Annotated in this window: 14 protein-coding genes; 11 read left to right on the plus strand and 3 right to left on the minus strand. The window is 70.5% G+C overall.

Features of this window, described 5'->3' with window-relative positions; translation table 11 throughout:
- Positions 1-44: 44 nt before the first annotated feature.
- The gene (locus tag ACG0Z3_RS12675; protein ID WP_394397874.1) at positions 45-1439 is read left to right on the plus strand and encodes an MFS transporter; all 1395 of its coding nucleotides are present in this window, start codon (positions 45-47) and stop codon (positions 1437-1439) included.
- On the opposite strand, the gene ACG0Z3_RS12680 is transcribed toward ACG0Z3_RS12675, so the two are convergent.
- Genes ACG0Z3_RS12680 through ACG0Z3_RS12690 form a run of 3 tightly spaced genes read right to left on the minus strand, consistent with a single transcriptional unit; the run spans position 1429 to position 5047 of the window.
- The gene (locus ACG0Z3_RS12680; RefSeq protein WP_394397876.1) at positions 1429-3063 is read right to left on the minus strand and encodes an alpha/beta fold hydrolase; all 1635 of its coding nucleotides are present in this window, start codon (positions 3061-3063) and stop codon (positions 1429-1431) included. The genes ACG0Z3_RS12675 and ACG0Z3_RS12680 overlap by 11 nt on opposite strands.
- A 13-nt stretch (positions 3064-3076) precedes the next feature.
- A complete protein-coding gene (locus tag ACG0Z3_RS12685; RefSeq protein WP_394397878.1) occupies positions 3077-3823 on the minus strand; it encodes a maleate cis-trans isomerase family protein in 747 nt (248 codons plus the stop codon).
- An 18-nt stretch (positions 3824-3841) separates the two neighbouring features.
- The gene (locus ACG0Z3_RS12690; protein ID WP_394397880.1) at positions 3842-5047 is read right to left on the minus strand and encodes an FAD-dependent oxidoreductase; all 1206 of its coding nucleotides are present in this window, start codon (positions 5045-5047) and stop codon (positions 3842-3844) included.
- 227 nt (positions 5048-5274) lie between these two features.
- Here ACG0Z3_RS12690 and ACG0Z3_RS12695 point away from each other — a divergent pair, with 227 nt between their 5' ends.
- The 10 genes from ACG0Z3_RS12695 to ACG0Z3_RS12740 all read left to right on the plus strand — a co-directional run bounded on the left by ACG0Z3_RS12695 (position 5275) and on the right by ACG0Z3_RS12740 (position 15404).
- Entirely contained in the window at positions 5275-5679 is a 405-nt protein-coding gene (locus ACG0Z3_RS12695; RefSeq protein ID WP_394397882.1) for a c-type cytochrome, read from the plus strand.
- Positions 5680-5920: 241 nt separating this feature from the next.
- Complete coding sequence (locus ACG0Z3_RS12700; protein ID WP_394397884.1) at positions 5921-6598, plus strand: isochorismatase family protein; 678 nt, start codon at positions 5921-5923, stop codon at positions 6596-6598.
- Positions 6595-7509 carry a polysaccharide deacetylase family protein gene (locus ACG0Z3_RS12705; protein WP_394397886.1) on the plus strand — a complete coding sequence of 305 codons (915 nt, stop codon included), beginning with the start codon at positions 6595-6597 and terminating at the stop codon, positions 7507-7509. The genes ACG0Z3_RS12700 and ACG0Z3_RS12705 overlap by 4 nt, the downstream gene beginning before the upstream one ends.
- On the plus strand, positions 7509-8438 hold the full coding sequence (locus ACG0Z3_RS12710; RefSeq protein WP_394397888.1) for a polysaccharide deacetylase family protein: 930 nt from the start codon (positions 7509-7511) through the stop codon (positions 8436-8438). The genes ACG0Z3_RS12705 and ACG0Z3_RS12710 overlap by 1 nt, the downstream gene beginning before the upstream one ends.
- A complete protein-coding gene (locus ACG0Z3_RS12715; protein WP_394397890.1) occupies positions 8435-9400 on the plus strand; it encodes a hydroxymethylglutaryl-CoA lyase in 966 nt (321 codons plus the stop codon). Before ACG0Z3_RS12710 ends, ACG0Z3_RS12715 begins: the two co-directional genes overlap by 4 nt.
- Positions 9397-10587: a CaiB/BaiF CoA transferase family protein gene (locus tag ACG0Z3_RS12720; protein ID WP_394397892.1), complete on the plus strand. Its 1191-nt coding sequence runs from the start codon at positions 9397-9399 to the stop codon at positions 10585-10587. Before ACG0Z3_RS12715 ends, ACG0Z3_RS12720 begins: the two co-directional genes overlap by 4 nt.
- On the plus strand, positions 10584-11990 hold the full coding sequence (locus ACG0Z3_RS12725; protein WP_394397894.1) for a 3-isopropylmalate dehydratase large subunit: 1407 nt from the start codon (positions 10584-10586) through the stop codon (positions 11988-11990). Before ACG0Z3_RS12720 ends, ACG0Z3_RS12725 begins: the two co-directional genes overlap by 4 nt.
- 1 nt (position 11991) lies before the next feature.
- Complete coding sequence (gene leuD, locus ACG0Z3_RS12730; RefSeq protein ID WP_394397896.1) at positions 11992-12609, plus strand: 3-isopropylmalate dehydratase small subunit; 618 nt, start codon at positions 11992-11994, stop codon at positions 12607-12609.
- Between the two features lie 19 nt (positions 12610-12628).
- Positions 12629-13498: an alpha/beta fold hydrolase gene (locus ACG0Z3_RS12735; RefSeq protein ID WP_394397898.1), complete on the plus strand. Its 870-nt coding sequence runs from the start codon at positions 12629-12631 to the stop codon at positions 13496-13498.
- Positions 13499-13787: 289 nt separating this feature from the next.
- The gene (locus tag ACG0Z3_RS12740; protein WP_394397900.1) at positions 13788-15404 is read left to right on the plus strand and encodes an FAD-binding oxidoreductase; all 1617 of its coding nucleotides are present in this window, start codon (positions 13788-13790) and stop codon (positions 15402-15404) included.
- Positions 15405-15414: the final 10 nt, after the last annotated feature.

Below are 15414 nucleotides of genomic sequence, written 5' to 3' on the forward strand. Positions count from 1 at the left end.
CTGCCTAACGCCCACCTCGCCACGGCCCATCCCAGGAGATCGCCTTGACCCGCACCACCCGCCCCGCGCCGCTGTACGTGTCCACCATGCTGGCCTACGGCGCCGGCATGCTGGGCACGCAGATCTTCCGCGACACGCCGGCAGCGCTGTTGCCGCTGTTCATGGCCACCATGCTGGGCGTGCCGGCCTGGCTGACCGGCATCGTCGTGCTGGTGCCCAAGCTGTGGCTGGTGGTGTGCGATCCGTTGATGGGCAACTGGTCCGACAAGGCCAAGGCACGGCGCGGCCGCTCGCCCTTCCTGATCGCGGGGGCCGTGCTCACCAGCCTGGGCTTCGTCAGCCTGTTCTCCTTCACCGGCTTCTCGTCGCCCTATGTGGCGGCGGTGGCCATCGGCGTGCTGTACTTCATGGCGTCGACCGCGTTCAGCGCCTTCTCGGTGCCGTATCTGGCGATGGCCTCGGAGCTGTCACCCGACTCCTATGAACGCACCAAGATCCTCAGCTACCGGATGATCTTCGCGGTGCTGGGCGTGGTGATCGCCGTGGGCGCTGCGCAACCGGTGATCCAGCACCTGGGCGGCGGCCCGGACGCCTGGCGCACGGCCGCGCTGATGCTGGGCGGCCTGTCGCTGCTGAGCATGCTGACGACGCCGCTGGGCCTGCGCAGCCGCGTCGCGCCGGACACCCGTGCCATCTCCGCCGGCAACTGGCGCGACGGGCTGGCCGCCGGCTGGCGCAACCGCGCCTACCGCCAGATCCTCAGCGCCCACTTCATCCAGTCCACCGCCATGGGCTGCGGCTACACGGTGCTGGGCTTCGTCTTCATCTACGTCGTCGGCAAGATCGACCTGATCCTGCCCTTCGTCCTGCTGATGGCTGCCGGCTCCCTCATCAGCCAGCCGCTGTGGCTGGCGATGTCACACCGCCTGGGCAAGCGTTTCTGCTTCGTGCTGGCGACGGTGGCCTGGGCGCTGATCACGGTGTCGTGGATGTGGGCCGGCACCGGCGGCGAGGTGCTGGCCACGCTGCCGCTGCTGGGCGCCCTCGATACGCACCAGGCGCTGGTGATCCTGCGCGGCATCGGCATCGGCGTCACCAACGCCGGCGTGCTGCTGATGATCTTCTCGATGCTCACCGACGCGATCAAGGACGGCCAGGCCGCCGACGGCGTGGTGGACGAAGGCCTGCTGTCGGGCGTGTTCACCGCCATCGAGAAGCTGGGCTTCGCCATCGGCCCGCTGATCGCGGGCGTGGTGCTGAGCCTGTCAGGCTTCCAGTCGTCGTCGACCGGCATGGTGCAGCAATCGGCTGGCGCCATCAGCGGCATCCTGATCGCCTTTGCCATCGTGCCGACGGTGGGCCTGGTGCTGAGCCTGGTGGCCTACACGCTGCTGCGGCAGCCGCAGGCCGGCCGCCTGGGCCGCACCGTCAGCGCCTGAGATCGCCCAGCAGGCCGGCCCGGCCGGCCCGCTCGACAGGCAGCGCCTGCACGCCGGCCAGCCGCGTGTGCGCCGCATGGCCGGGCACGGCCAGCACCCGGGCACCGCTGGCGGCAATGGCCTCCCAGGTGGCCTGGCGCAGCGCCGCAGCCAGCAGCCGAGGGTAGATCGCGCGGGCACGCAGCAGGTCGATGAGGCCACGCTGCAAGGCCTCGGCCGGCGGCGGCTGCATGCCCGGCAGCGCGGTGGCGGCGCTGCGCTCGCCCCAGGGGCTGTAGAGGTCGCGGTCTTTCAGATAAGTCCAGGCACGCAGCAAGTGCGAGCCGGCGCTGCAGGCGTCCAGCGGCGGGGGCAGGTGTTGCGCGAGTTGCGGCAGCTCGGCAGCGGCCAGCGCGCGCGGGTTGCACAGCGTCACCTGCAGGCCCGGCAGGCGGGCCGCCAGCGCCAGCGCAACGGCGGCGCTCGCGCCCTCGGCCAGCACATCCGCGTCACGCATGCCAGCCTGGCCCAGCAGTGCGTGCAGCAGCTCGGCGATGGCCTCGGGCGTGTGGGCGCTGGTGGCGTCAGACAGGCCATGGCCAGGCAGGTCCGGCGCCAGCAGCGGCCGGGAGCCGCCCATGCCCGCCAGCAGCGGCAGCAGCGCAGCCGATGAACTGCCCAGGTCGTGCAACAGCAGCAGCGGGCGCCCCGCCTCGGCGGCGTGCTGACGCAGATGCAGCTGCGCGCCCTGCACGTGGAGCATCTTCGAGCCGGGCCCGTAGCGGCGCGGGACGTCGGGCCGGATGACGGCGGCTGCCAACGCCGGCTGGCGCAGCAGGAATCGCTCGACGGCCGCAGGCAGCGCGTCGAAGTCGGGCAGCAGCTCGATGCTCAGGCGCTCGCTGGCGGCGGGGTACTGAGGCACATACATCACCAGCGCATCCGTCTGCGCCACCATCAAGCAGGTGGGCATGGCCAGGCGCGGCAGGTCGGGCGCAATGTCGTAGTCCAGCACGGCGCGGTAGGCACTGCGGTAATGGTCGCCGGCGTCGAGCAGGTCGCGTGCGGCGTGGTCGATGTCGGCCAGCGTCATGGCCCACTCGATGCGGCGCGCGGCCTGGCGCTGATACCAGGGGTAGTAGACGAGCTGGTCGCGCAGCCGCGACCACAGCCAGGCCAGGTGGCCGCCGGCCCAGTCGGGCACGAAGGGCGGGAAGTAGTTCGCGCACAGCTCGGCCCGCTCCTCGGCGCTGTTCAGCAAGATGCCGTTGGCCACCAGCGCGCTGACGCGCCCGGGGTGCCGAGCCGCAAAGCGCGTGGCGATGATGGCGCCGGTGTGCGAGCCGAACAGCGCCGCGCGCGGCAGACCCAGCGCATCCAGCAGCGCCGCCAGTGCATCGGCATAGGCGTCGATGCCCAGCTGGGCTTGCGCGGGGCCCAGCGGGTCGGAATGACCGTAGCCCGGCGTGTCGGGCGCGATGACGCACCAGCGCGGCGCGAGATGCCGCATCAGCGGCTCCAGCTCGGCCGAGCTGGCGGGCGACTGATGCAGCAGCAGCACGGGCGGGCCCTCGCCCGCCTGGCGGTAGTGGACCTGGCGCTCACCGACGGTGACAAACGCGCGCCGGACGGTGGGCAGGTTCATCTGGCAATGCTTTCTACATGTGCGTCAGCAGGCGGCCGAAGCCCTCGATGGGGTCGGTGATGCCGTTGGCGCGCAAAGCATGCCAGTAGGTGGCCGTGTTGATGGCGATCACCGGCTTGCCCAGGAACAGTTCGGCCCACGGCGCCAGCCGCGCCATCGACAGGTTGGTGCCCACTTGGACGATGGCGTCGACGTCGTCGCCGTCCAGCTCGCGCAGCACCTGCACCAGCCGCTCGGGCGTCTGTCGGCCGATATCCAGCCAGCTGCTGCATTGCAGCGGCACGTCGCGCACCACATCAAAGCCGCTGTCCTGCAGGTAGCGGCGCACCTGGGCGTTGGCCGACGGGTAGTAAGGCGACACGAAGGCCACGCGCCTGATGTTGCCGTAGGCCTCCAGCGCGGCCACGACGGAGCGCGAGCCCACGCTGGCGCGCACGCCGACCGCGTCCTCCACCTGCCGGATGAAGTCGTCGCCGCCCGCGCGGCCGCCGACGAAGGAGATGGCCGACACGCCCATCACCAGGTAGTCGGGCGCGCAGGTGCGGGCGGTGCGCAGCGCGTCCTGCAGCGCGGCGCCGATCTTGTCGGTGCCGGCCACGAAGTCCTTGTCGGACAGCGCGGTCGGGTTCTCGACGTAGATGTCACGGTAGTGGTTGGTCACGCCCACCGGGCGCATGGCGGCCATCTCGGGCTCCACCACGGTGTTGGTCGAAGGCGCGATGACGGCGAAGACCTTGCGCCAGCCGAGAACGTCAGTCATGGGAGAACTCCGGGCTTGTCAGACGATGGCTTCGGCCTGTTCGAGGCTGGTGAACATGGCCTGCTTGAGCAGGTAGGCGCGGCGCGCCTCACGGTCGTTCAGCAGCCGCTGCATGGCTTCGCTGCGCTCGGCGCGGGCATTGGCCCAGCCATCGCGCATCAGGCGCGTGTTTTCGATGGTCTGCGCCTGCACGAAGTCGCGCGTGATGGTCTGGCGTTGGCGTTCATACAGCGCCATCTGTGCCGGCCCGTCGGCGCCTTCGCGCAGCACCTTGTGCAGCTTGGCCGTCGCGTTCATCGCATCGTGGATGCCGCTGTTCATGCCGAAGCCGCCCATGGGGCTGTTCAGGTGCGCCGAATCGCCGACCAGCACGATGCGCCCCATGGCGAAGCGCTCGCAGACGCGCTGGTGCGCACGGTAGATGGTGCGGTGCCGGGTGGTCACATCGGTGTCCTTGCCCAGCATGCGGCCGAAGACGCCGTTCTTGTACTCGTCGCCCACCAACTGCTCGTCGGTCAGGTCCAGCGGCGCGGGCACGAGGATGCGCCACAGGCCCGGCACGCGCAGCACCACCATCCATTCCGTCGGGTCCGAGATGTAGTTGACCAGCGCCAGGTCGTCGAACGCCTGCTCGATGGGGTGCTCGGTGGAGAAGCAGACGAACTTCTCGTCGTAGGTGAAGCCGGGGAACTTCAGGCCCAGCACCTTGCGCACCACGCTGCTGGACCCGTCGGCGGCCACCAGGTACCTGGCGCGCCAGCGCTCGACCTCGTTGGCGCTCTCCACGTAGGCGGTCACGCCGTCGTCGTCCTGCTCGATGAACAGCACGCGCTGGCCCTGCAGCACGGTGGCGCTGGGCTGCTTCTTGATCTGCTCGACGATGTTGGCCGTGACGCGGTGCTGCTCGCACTGGATGCGGAACGGGAAGCGGGTGCGGTCGGCGATCTCGGTCATATCGAACGAGAAGACCTCGCCCGTCTGGCGGTCGCGGTACTGGTAGACGGGCGCCTTCAGGCCCTGGCTGAACAGCGTCTCGGCGGCGCCCAGGTCATCGAGGATCTCCAGCGTCGGCGAGTGGTAGGTGGACGCACGCAGGTCGGTCGCACTGCTCACCAAGGGCTCGACGGCCGTGACGTTGATGCCCTTGCGCGCCAGCGACAGCGCGGCGGTGGCGCCGACGGGGCCCAGGCCGGCAACCAGTACCTCGGTTTCGTGAGTGATCATGATGGGCGGATGCTTCCTGACTGAACGAGTGATGGGTCATCCTCACACCCATGCTGGTGCGCGGTCTTGCCGGGCCATCGCTCCGTCCATCAGGCGGATAGCCGGTCTGCCGTTGCGCCACGCGGGGCGCGGTCATGGCCACGGTGCGAACACGCGCGCACCTGGTGGCGCATGGCCGGCGGGCGCCCGCCTAGCATGGGTTTTTTGAACGCATCGAGAGGTCGGTCATGCAGCGCAAGTCGGGTCGGTTGTTGTTGGCTTCGGGGCTGCTCGCCGCGCTGGTGGGTGCCGCTCCGGCATGGGCGCAGGCAGAAGCCGACGCCGCGAGCGTGGCCCGGGGCAAGCGGCTGTTCATGCGCTGCGCCGCCTGCCACGAGGCGGTGGCGGGCAGCAAGCTGGTCAAGACCGGCCCCAACCTGCACGGCTTGTTCGGCCGCAGCGCCGGCGCCTTGCCGGGCTACCAGTTCTCGACGGACCTGAAGGCGGCCGGTTTCGTGTGGGACGAGGCCAAGCTCGACGCCTGGCTGGTCAAGCCGACCGCCCTGGCGCCCAACACGACGATGGCCTTCGTCGGCATGACCGATGCTGCCGAGCGCAAGGCGCTCGTGGCCTTTCTGCGAAGCCTGAAGTGACCAGACCGGGGCCGATGCCGCCCCGCTGACGCCGGCCCGCCAGCGGGCCAGCTTTCGCCGCCAACGGCCGCCATTGCTGGCGGCCGTTGTCGTTTTGCGGTGCTTGCCGCTGGCGCCCGCAGGCCGCTGTCCGCAGGCCGATCAGTTCGCCAAGCCGCTGCGGTCATCCCGGCGGTGCCGGCCTATCGTGCCGGCGACGGCCATGCCCGCAACCGCGCGGGCCGTGCCAATGGAGAGATGCATGGAAACATCCGACAAGACCGCTCGCCAGATCTGGGCCGAGGTCAAAGCCAACCCGGCACGCGCGCGCTTCGGCTACGGCCGCAAGGCCGTGCTGGTGAACATCGACTTCCAGTGCGCCTACACCAAGGTGGGCGAGTTCAAGACCGCCTACGAGACAGACCCGCGCCAGATCGAGCATGTCAACGCGCTGGCCCGGCGCTTTCGCGCCTTGAACTGGCCGGTGGTGTGGACGCACGTGGCCTACGCCGACTCCGGCGAGGATGCCGGCGTCTGGGGCACACGCACCGACACGCCGGACTCGCTGCAGAACATCAGGCACGGCTCGCGGCGCGCCCAGTTCGACGAGCGCTGCGAGATCGAGCGGGGCCACGACTTCGTCTACTGCAAGCGCATGCCGTCGCCGTTCTTCGAGACGCCGCTGCAGTCGCTGCTGGTCTGGCACCAGGTCGACACCGTCATCATCACCGGCGGCTCCACCTCGGGCTGCGTGCGCGCGGCCGCGGTGGACTCGCTGTCGCGCGGCTACCGCACCATCGTGCCGGAGCAGTGCGTGGCGGACAAGCACGAGTCCTACCACTTCGCCAACCTGACGGACCTGATGCTGAAGTACGCCGACGTCGTCGACGTGAGCGAGCCGCTGGCCTGGCTGGACGAACAGGCCAAGGTGGCGGCATGAAAACCGACACCGGCCACTACGACTATTGGCCCTACCGCGACCGCCCGAAGATCCGCTGGCCGGGCGGCGCGCGCGTGGCGTTCTGGGTGGCGCCCAACGTCGAGTTCTACGAGCTGAACCCACCGGCCAACCCGGCGCGCGCCGCGTGGCCGCACCCCTCCCCTGCGGTGCCCGGCTACTCGATCCGCGACTACGGCAACCGCGTGGGCCACATGCGGCAGATGAAGCTGCTGGACAAGTACGGCGTGCGCGGCTCCATCTCGCTGTCCACGGCGCTGTGCACACACCATCCCGAGATCATCGAGATGTGCCGCGAGCGCGACTGGGAGTTCTTCAGCCACGGCATCTACAACACGCGCTACACCTACGGCATGTCCGAGGCGCAGGAGCGCTCGATGATCCTCGAGTCCATCGAGACCATCGAGAAACACACCGGCCGCGCGCCGGCCGGCTACCTGGCGCCGGCGCTGTCGCACAGCGAACACACGCTGGACCTGTTTGCCGAGCTAGGCGGCCTGTACAGCTGCGACCTGTTCCACGACGACCAACCCACGCCGCTGCGCGTGCGCGGCGGCCAGCGCTTCGTGTCGGTGCCGTATTCGCTGGAGTTGAACGACACCATCGCCTACGTCGTCAACAAGATCGAGCCGCGCCGCTACGGCCAGATGATCAAGGACAGCTTCGACCGCCTCTACGCCGAGGGCGCCGAGTCCGGCACGGTGATGTGCATCCCCACGCACAACTACCAGGTCAGCTGCCCGCACCGGCTGAAGGCCTTTGAGGACGCGCTGGCCTACATCACCGGCCACAGCGATGTGTGGGTCACCACCGGCCGCGAGATTGCCGAGCACTACCTGGCCCATCACCACGACGAGTCGCTGGCCGACATCGCGAGCAAGGGGAATATCTGATGGCCCTCGATCAAGCGCACCTGACCTACCCGCAGCGCCGCTATGGCATGGACCATGCGCGCTATGCCTGGTCGATGCTGACCGACCGCCCACCGCTGGCCTGGCCCGGCGGCAAGCCGCTGGCCGTGTGGGTCAACGTGAGCCTGCAGCACTTCCCGATGAACCCGTCGGCCAAGCTGAAGCTGCCGGGCGCCATGACCATGCCGCACCCGGACCTGCGCCACTTCACGCTGCGCGACTACGGCAACCGCGTGGGCATCTATCGCCTGCTGCGGGCCCTGGACACCCACGGCGTGCGGCCCAGCTTTGCGATCAATGCCGAGCTGGCACTGCGCTACCCGGCGCTGATGGCCGACATCCGCGCGCGTGGCGACGAGGTGCTGGGTCACTCGTGGTCCATGGACACGCCGCACCACGGCGGCCTGGACATCGACACCGAGCGCGCCACCGTGCAGCGGTCCCTCGCCACGCTGCGTGACGCTACCGGCCAGCCCGTGCGCGGCTGGCTCAGCCCGGGCAAGCTGCAGAGCCCGCACACGCCCGAGCTGCTCAAGGCCGAGGGCATCGACTACTTCTGCGACTGGGTCAACGACGAGCTGCCCTACCGCTTCCACACTGCCCACGGCAAGCTGTGGAACCTGCCGCTGGCCACCGAGATCGAGGACCGCTTCGTCGTCATGGACAACCTGCACGCCGAGGCCTCCTGGGCCGAGCAGGTGATGGATGCCTTCGACCTGCTGCTGGCCGAGGCCCGCGAGCAGGGCGGCCGGCTGCTGAGCCTGTCGCTGCACCCCTGGGTGATGGGCCAGCCGCACCGCATCAGGCACCTGGAAACGGTGTTGCAGCACATCGGCGCATCGCGCGAGGTCTGGCAGGCGTCGCCCGGCGAAATCATCGAGGCCTTCGCCGCGCAGCAGGAGGTCGCATGAGCATTGCCCCCGCCACCGAGCGCGATGTGCTGGTCAGCGAGGTGGGCCCGCGCGACGGGCTGCAGAGCATCTCGGCCATCATGCCGACCGAGGCCAAGAAGGCCTGGATCAGCGCGGCCGCCGCGGCCGGCGTGGCCGAGATCGAGGTCGGCTCCTTCGTGCCGGCGCGCCTGCTGCCGCAGCTGGCGGACACCGCCGAGCTGGTTGCCCATGCACGCGGCATCCCCGGCCTGAACGTCGCGGTGCTGGTGCCCAACCTGAAGGGTGCGCAGGCGGCCATTGCGGCCGGCGCGCACAAGATCACCATCCCGCTGTCGGTCAGCGAGACGCACAGCCTGCGCAACGTCAGGCGCAGCCATGCGCAGATGCTCGACGAGGTGCGCCAGATCGCCGCGCTGATCCACGCGCTGCCGCCCGGCCAGCGCCCGCATCTCGAGGGTGGCCTGTCCACCGCCTTCGGCTGCACGCTGGAAGGCGTCGTGCCCGAGAGGCGCGTGCTGGAGCTGGCCGTCGCGCTGATGGAGGCGGGCTGCGACGAGGTGAGCCTGTCCGACACCACCGGCTACGCCAACCCGGCCCAGGTGCGCCGCCTCATCAAGGCGGTCTGGTCTGCCGTGGGCCGGCACCAGCTCACCGGCATCCACCTGCACAACACGCGCGGTCAGGGCCTGGCGAACGTCGTCGCGGCGCTGGACGTGGGCCTGACGACGCTGGACTCATCGCTGGCCGGCCTCGGCGGCTGCCCGTTCGCACCCGGCGCCAGCGGCAACATCGTCACGGAAGACCTGGTCTTCATGCTCGAAGCCATGGGCCTGCGCACCGGCATCGACCTTGATGCGCTGTTCGCCACGCGTGAGCTGCTGGCCGCCGCGCTGCCTGGCGAGCCGCTTTACGGCATGACGCCGCTGGCCGGCCTGCCCAAGGGCTTCGCGCCCGCCACCCGCAAGAGCGATCCCGCATGAACCGCACACCACAAGACTTGCCCCTGGCTGGCCTGAAGGTCATCGAGTTCACCCACATGGTCATGGGCCCCAGCATCGGCGTCATCCTGGCCGACATGGGCGCCGACGTGACCAAGGTCGAGCCGGTGCAGGGCGACAACACGCGCCGCCTGAGCGGCTCCGGCGCCGGCTACTTCGCGATGTACAACCGCAACAAGAAGAGCCTGGCCATCGACACCAAGTCGGCCAGGGGCCGCGCGATCGTGCAGCAGCTGCTGGGCGACGCCGACATCGTCATCGAGAACTTCCGCGCCGGCTCCATGGACGAGCTGGGCTTCGGCTACGACGCTCTCGCCGCCACCAATCCGCGCCTGATCTACTGCTCGGGCAAGGGCTTCCTCACCGGGCCTTACGAGCACCGCACCGCGCTGGACGAAGTGGCCCAGATGATGGGTGGCCTGGCCTACATGACCGGCCTGCCCGACAAGCCCATGCGTGCAGGCGCCTCGGTGATCGACGTCACCGGCGCGATGTTCGGCGTCATCGGCATCCTCGGCGCGCTGGAGCAGCGCCACCGCACCGGCCGCGGCCAGCGCATCACCACCTCGCTGTACGAGACGACGGCCTTTCTCGTGGGCCAGCACATGGCGCAGTTCGCCGTCACCGGCAAGGCCGCGCCGCCCATGTCCATCCGCCAGTCGGCCTGGGCCGTCTACGACGTGTTCGAGGCCGGCGACGGCGAGCGCGTGTTTGCCGCCGTCGTCAGCGACACGCAATGGCGCAAGTTCTGCGAGGCCTTTGGCTTCGAAGACTTCCTGGCTGACGCCAGCCTGGCCGGCAACACCGAGCGCGTGCGCCAGCGCGAGCGCACGCTGCCCGTCATCCGCGAGCGTTTCCGCCAGTTCGACAAGGCCGGCCTGATGGCCAAGCTGGAAGCCACCGGCCTGCCGTTCGCGCCCATCGCCAAGCCCGAGGAGCTGCTGGACGACCCGCACCTGAACGCCGCCGGCGGCCTGGTGCCGGTAACGCTGCCGGATGGCCGCAGCACCCGGCTGCCGGCCCTGCCCATCGAGATGGACGGCCGCCGCTTCGGGCTGCGCCACGACCTGCCACAGGTCGGCGCCAACAGCCGCGAACTGCTGCTGGCACGGGGCCTGGGCGCTGCCGATGTCGACGCGCTGGTCGAGCAAGGCGTGCTGGCGCCATGAGCGGTACGTCCCTGTTCGAGAAGCTCTGGCGCCAGCACCGGGTGGCCGAGCTGGACGAGGGCGAAAGCCTGATCCACATCGACCGCGTGTTCCTGCACGAACGCACCGGCGGCGTGGCGCTGCAGGCGCTGGCCGAGGCCGGCTACAAGGTGCGCAACCCGCAGCTGGCCTTCGCGACGCTGGACCACATCGTCGACACCTTTCCCGGCCGTAGCGACAACACCTTGATGCCAGGCGGCGAGGCCTTCATCCGCATCACGCGCGAGCAGACGGCCCGCAGCGGCATCCAGCTGTTCGACCTGGGCGACCCGCGCCAGGGCATCGTGCATGTGGTGTCGCCCGAGCAGGGCATCGTGCTGCCGGGCACCACGGTGGTCTGCCCGGACAGCCACACCTGCACGCAGGGGGCACTCGGCGCGCTGGCCTGGGGCATAGGCTCGTCGGAGGCCGAGCATGCGCTGGCCACGCAGACGCTGCGCGTCGTCAAGCCGAAGTCGATGCGGGTGAGCTTCGACGGCACGCTGCCGATCGGCGTGGGCGCCAAGGACATGATCCTCGCGCTGATCGCGCGCGACAGCGCCTCGGGAGCGCGCGGTTCGGTGGTCGAGTTCGCCGGCGAGGCCGTGCGCGCGCTGGGCATGGAAGCGCGCATGACCCTGTGCAACATGGCCGTGGAGTTCTCGGCCTTCACCGGCCTGATCGCGCCGGACGAAGCCACGCTGGCCTACCTGCAGGGCCGGCCGTTTGCGCCCAAGGGCCAAGCCTGGGAAGAAGCCTGCACCGCCTGGCGCGAACTGCGCAGCGACGCCGAGGCGGTGTTCGACGCCGAGACGCGCCTGGACGTCAGCACGCTGCGCCCGATGCTGACCTGGGGCACCAGCCCACAGCACGCCGTGGGCGTGGACGCCCGCGTGCCGGACCCGGCGGACGCGGCCGACCGCGCCACGCAGGAAGCCATGCACAAGGCGCTGGCCTACATGGACCTGCAGCCCGGCCAGGCGCTCGCTGGCACGCCCATTGATGCAGCTTTCATCGGCTCCTGCACCAACAGCCGCCTGTCCGACCTGCGCGCCGCCGCCGCCTTGCTGCGCGGCCGTCGCGTGGCGCCGGGCGTCAAGGCTATCTGCGTGCCGGGCTCCACGCAAGTCAAGCTCGCGGCCGAGGCTGAGGGGCTGCACCAGGTGTTCCTGGACGCCGGCTTCGAATGGCGCGAGTCCGGCTGCTCGATGTGCTTCTTCGCCGGCGGCGAGAGCTTCGGCCTGCGCCAGCGCGTCGTCAGCACCACCAACCGCAACTTCGAGAGCCGCCAGGGCCCGCAGACGCGCACCCACCTGGCCAGCCCGGTCACGGTCGCCGCTTCGGCCATCGCGGGGTGCCTTGCCGACCCTCGCGGGCTCCTCTGACATGGACAAGTTCACCGTGCACACCGGTGTCGCGGCGGCGCTGCTGCGCAGCAACATCGACACCGACGCCATCATCCCGTCGCGCGAGATGAAGACCGTCTCCAAGACCGGCCTCGCGGGCGGCCTGTTCGCCGGCTGGCGCTATGTGCGGGCGCGCGAGCCCGATCCCAACTTCGTCCTCAACCGGGTCAACCAGCGCGGCAGCACCCTCCTGCTGGCGGGGCTGAACTTCGGCTGCGGCTCGTCGCGCGAGCACGCCGTCTGGGCGCTGAAGGAGTACGGCATCCGCGCCATCGTCGCGCCGAGCTTCGGCGCCATCTTTGCCGGCAACTGCGTGCGCAACGGCATCCTGCCGGTGGTGCTGGCCGAGGCGCAGGTCAACGCGCTGGCTGCCTCGGTGGCGGCCGACCCGCAGGGCCGCCAGCTCTGCGTGGACCTGCAGCGCTGCATCGTGCGCGACGCGGCCGGCAACGCCTACCCGTTCGAGATTGCCGCCAGCCAGCGCGAGATGCTGCTGAAGGGGCTGGACCCGATCGCGCTGACGCTGGCGTCCGCCGCGCTGATCGATGCCTTCCAGGCCGCCGACCGCCGCGCGCGGCCGTGGGTCTACCTCGGCTGATGCCCGGCGCCAGGCACGCATGACCGCCACGAGCGCCCTCCTCGCCCCGCCGCCGCCGGTGGACCGGCACTTCCTGCGCCTGCCCGGCGGGCGGCTGCTGCACTACCGCACCGCCGGTGCGTCGCAGCCCGGCGAGCCGCCGCTGCTGCTGGCGCATGCGGGGCCGGGATCTTCGGCCGGGCTGGTGCCGCTGATGCAGCAACTGGCCCGCCACCGGCGCGTCATCGCACCCGACATGCCGGGCAATGGCGACTCCGAGCCGCTGGACCTGCCCCGCACCGAGATCGCCGACTACCTGGCGCCGATGCTGGCGCTGCTGGACGCGCTGGGCGTGCCACAGGTCGACTTCTGCGGCCAGCACACCGGCGCGCACATCGGCTGCGAGCTGGCGCTGCGGCAGCCGGCCCGCGTGCGCCGCCTGGTGCTGGACGGCCTCGCGCTGTTCGAGCCCGAACTGCGCGCTCAGATGCAGGCCCGCTACGCGCCGGCCATGGTGCCCGACGACTTCGGCGGCCACCTGGCCTGGGCCTGGCACTTCGTGAACAACATGTTCGTGCACTTCCCGCACTTCATGCAGGACCCGGCGCACCGGCTGAACCACGGCCCCGTGCCGCCGCCCGCCGTGCGGCAGGCGCTGGTGGTGGAGATGCTCAAGGCGCTGCCCAGCTACCACCTGGCCTATCAGGCGGCCTTCGCGCACCCGACGTCCGAGCGGCTGCCGCTGCTGCAACACGCCACGCTGCTGATGGCCGTCGACGGCGACCCGCTGGCCCGCTACCTGGACGCTGCAGCCCGCCTGCTGCCGGCGGCAACGGTCGCACGCATGCCCCGGGAGGGGCGCGCCGACGCCATCGAGGCATTCCTCGCGGCGCCACCCGCCCGGCCCTGAGAGCGCGCCGGCAGGGGCGTCGGAGCGCACGCGCCGAGCTTGTGCAGGCCGACCCAGCGTGGCGCGCGCACTGCGCCATGCTGGCGTTTTCGCCCGTTGGTAAGCGGGTTCCAGGCCGGCGGCCGCTGCCCCCAGGCGCCGCGAATGACCCGCGTTCTCGCGCTGCGGTCAGTCCTCGCAAGAGATTGTTCGCGCGCCCCCCCGTTTGCAATATTTGAGTCACGCACACAGGTCTTGCGCCAGCTCAATACGCAGCAGCCGAAACCGGTGTCAGCACGGAGAACATTCGATGAGCCACCTGGCCCCCGCAGCGCAAGCGCTGCCGGCATTGACCGAGACCCTGAGCCGCATCGTCGGCGCAGACAGGCTGAACGCCGACGACGCCGCACGCCGCCTGTTCCAGGCCGACATCGGGGACCGCGGCACCGGCACCGTCAGCCTGGTGGTGGCACCGGGCAGCGTGGACGAGCTGGCGCGCGTGGTGGCCGCCGCCACGCAGGCAGGCTATGCCATTGCGCCGCGTGGCGCCGGCATGAGCTACACGGCCGGCTACGTGCCGAGCCAACAGCACACGGTGTCGTTGGACATGGCGCGCATGAACCACGTGCTGGACATCAACGCCCAGGACATGACGGTCACGGTCGAGGCCGGCTGCAGTTGGAAGGCGCTGCTGGAGGCCCTGAAGCCGCTGGGCCTGCGCACGCCGTTTTTCGGCCCCATGTCGGGCATCGCCTCGACGGTGGGCGCGGGCATCTCGCAACTGAACGCGATGCTGGGTGCCGGCCACCACGGCACGTCCAGCGAGAGCGTCGTCGCGCTGACCGTGGTGCTGGCCGACGGCCGTGTGCTGCGCACCGGCGCGCGTGGTGCCGACGGGCAGTCGCCCTTCTACCGCCACTTCGGCCCCGACCTCGCCGGCCTGTTCTGCGGCGACTGCGGGGCACTGGGCATCAAGGCCGAGGTCACGCTGCGGCTCATGCGCATGCCGGCCGCCGAGGGCCATGCCTCGTTCTCCTTCAAGACCGGCGCTGCGCTGATGGCAGCGATGGCCGAGATCGCCCGCGCCGGCCTGGCCGCAGAGATGTGCGGCTTCGACCCGGGCCTGACCGCCGTGCGCATGCGCCGCGCCTCCATGGCCAGCGACCTGAAGACGGCAGCAGCCGTGGCGGGCAAGCAGAAGTCACTGGTGAAGGGGCTGGTCGAGGTGGGCCGCATGGCGCTGGCCGGGCGCAGCTTCGTCGAGGACGACGCCTATTCGCTGCACGTCAATGCCGAGGGCCGCTGCGCGGCGGCGGTGGAGCACGACCTGGCCGAGGCGCGCCGCATCGCCGCCGCGCAGGGCGGCACCGAGATCGCCAACACGATTGCCAAGGTGATCCGCGCCCAGCCCTTCCCGGCGGCCAACAGCATCCTCGGGCCGGACGGCGAGCGCTGGCTGCCCATCCACGGCCAGGTGCCGCTGTCGGTGGCCGCCGCCGCGCTGCAGGAGATCGAGGGCGTCTTCGCCGCCATGGCGGACGAGTTCAAGCAGCACGGCGTGCACACCGGCTTCCTGTTCAGCAGCATGTCTACCAACGCCATCATCCTGGAGCCGGTGCTGTACTGGCCCGACGAGCGCCATGCGGTGCACGAGTCGATGATCGAGCCGGCCCACCTGGCCAAGCTGCCGGTGCTGCCTGCCAACCCGGCCGCGCATGCGGTCGCGCTGAAGGCCAAGGCGCAGATCATCGCGGCGCTGCAGCGGCGCGGCGCAGGCCACTTCCAGATCGGCCGCACCTACCCCTACCGCGCCAGCCGCGAAGCGGCGTCGTGGGCCTTCCTGGAAAGCATCAAGCGCGAGGTCGACCCGGCCGGCCTGATCAACCCCGGCGTGCTCGGTTTCGACACACCGGCGGCAACGAGCTGAGGACATGGCC

It is taken from the genome of Pelomonas margarita (assembly GCF_043555875.1).
Lineage (GTDB): Bacteria > Pseudomonadota > Gammaproteobacteria > Burkholderiales > Burkholderiaceae_C > Pelomonas > Pelomonas margarita.

Bases quoted from the DNA above. Each gene is read 5' to 3' on its own strand.
- ACG0Z3_RS12680 (WP_394397876.1), bottom strand. From the start codon at position 3,063: ATGAACCTGCCCACCGTCCGGCGCGCGTTTGTCACCGTCGGTGAGCGC.
- ACG0Z3_RS12685 (WP_394397878.1), bottom strand. From the start codon at position 3,823: ATGACTGACGTTCTCGGCTGGCGCAAGGTCTTCGCCGTCATCGCGCCT.
- ACG0Z3_RS12690 (WP_394397880.1), bottom strand. From the start codon at position 5,047: ATGATCACTCACGAAACCGAGGTACTGGTTGCCGGCCTGGGCCCCGTC.
- ACG0Z3_RS12695 (WP_394397882.1), top strand. From the start codon at position 5,275: ATGCAGCGCAAGTCGGGTCGGTTGTTGTTGGCTTCGGGGCTGCTCGCC.
- ACG0Z3_RS12700 (WP_394397884.1), top strand. From the start codon at position 5,921: ATGGAAACATCCGACAAGACCGCTCGCCAGATCTGGGCCGAGGTCAAA.
- ACG0Z3_RS12705 (WP_394397886.1), top strand. From the start codon at position 6,595: ATGAAAACCGACACCGGCCACTACGACTATTGGCCCTACCGCGACCGC.
- ACG0Z3_RS12710 (WP_394397888.1), top strand. From the start codon at position 7,509: ATGGCCCTCGATCAAGCGCACCTGACCTACCCGCAGCGCCGCTATGGC.
- ACG0Z3_RS12715 (WP_394397890.1), top strand. From the start codon at position 8,435: ATGAGCATTGCCCCCGCCACCGAGCGCGATGTGCTGGTCAGCGAGGTG.
- ACG0Z3_RS12720 (WP_394397892.1), top strand. From the start codon at position 9,397: ATGAACCGCACACCACAAGACTTGCCCCTGGCTGGCCTGAAGGTCATC.
- ACG0Z3_RS12725 (WP_394397894.1), top strand. From the start codon at position 10,584: ATGAGCGGTACGTCCCTGTTCGAGAAGCTCTGGCGCCAGCACCGGGTG.
- leuD (WP_394397896.1), top strand. From the start codon at position 11,992: ATGGACAAGTTCACCGTGCACACCGGTGTCGCGGCGGCGCTGCTGCGC.
- ACG0Z3_RS12735 (WP_394397898.1), top strand. From the start codon at position 12,629: ATGACCGCCACGAGCGCCCTCCTCGCCCCGCCGCCGCCGGTGGACCGG.
- ACG0Z3_RS12740 (WP_394397900.1), top strand. From the start codon at position 13,788: ATGAGCCACCTGGCCCCCGCAGCGCAAGCGCTGCCGGCATTGACCGAG.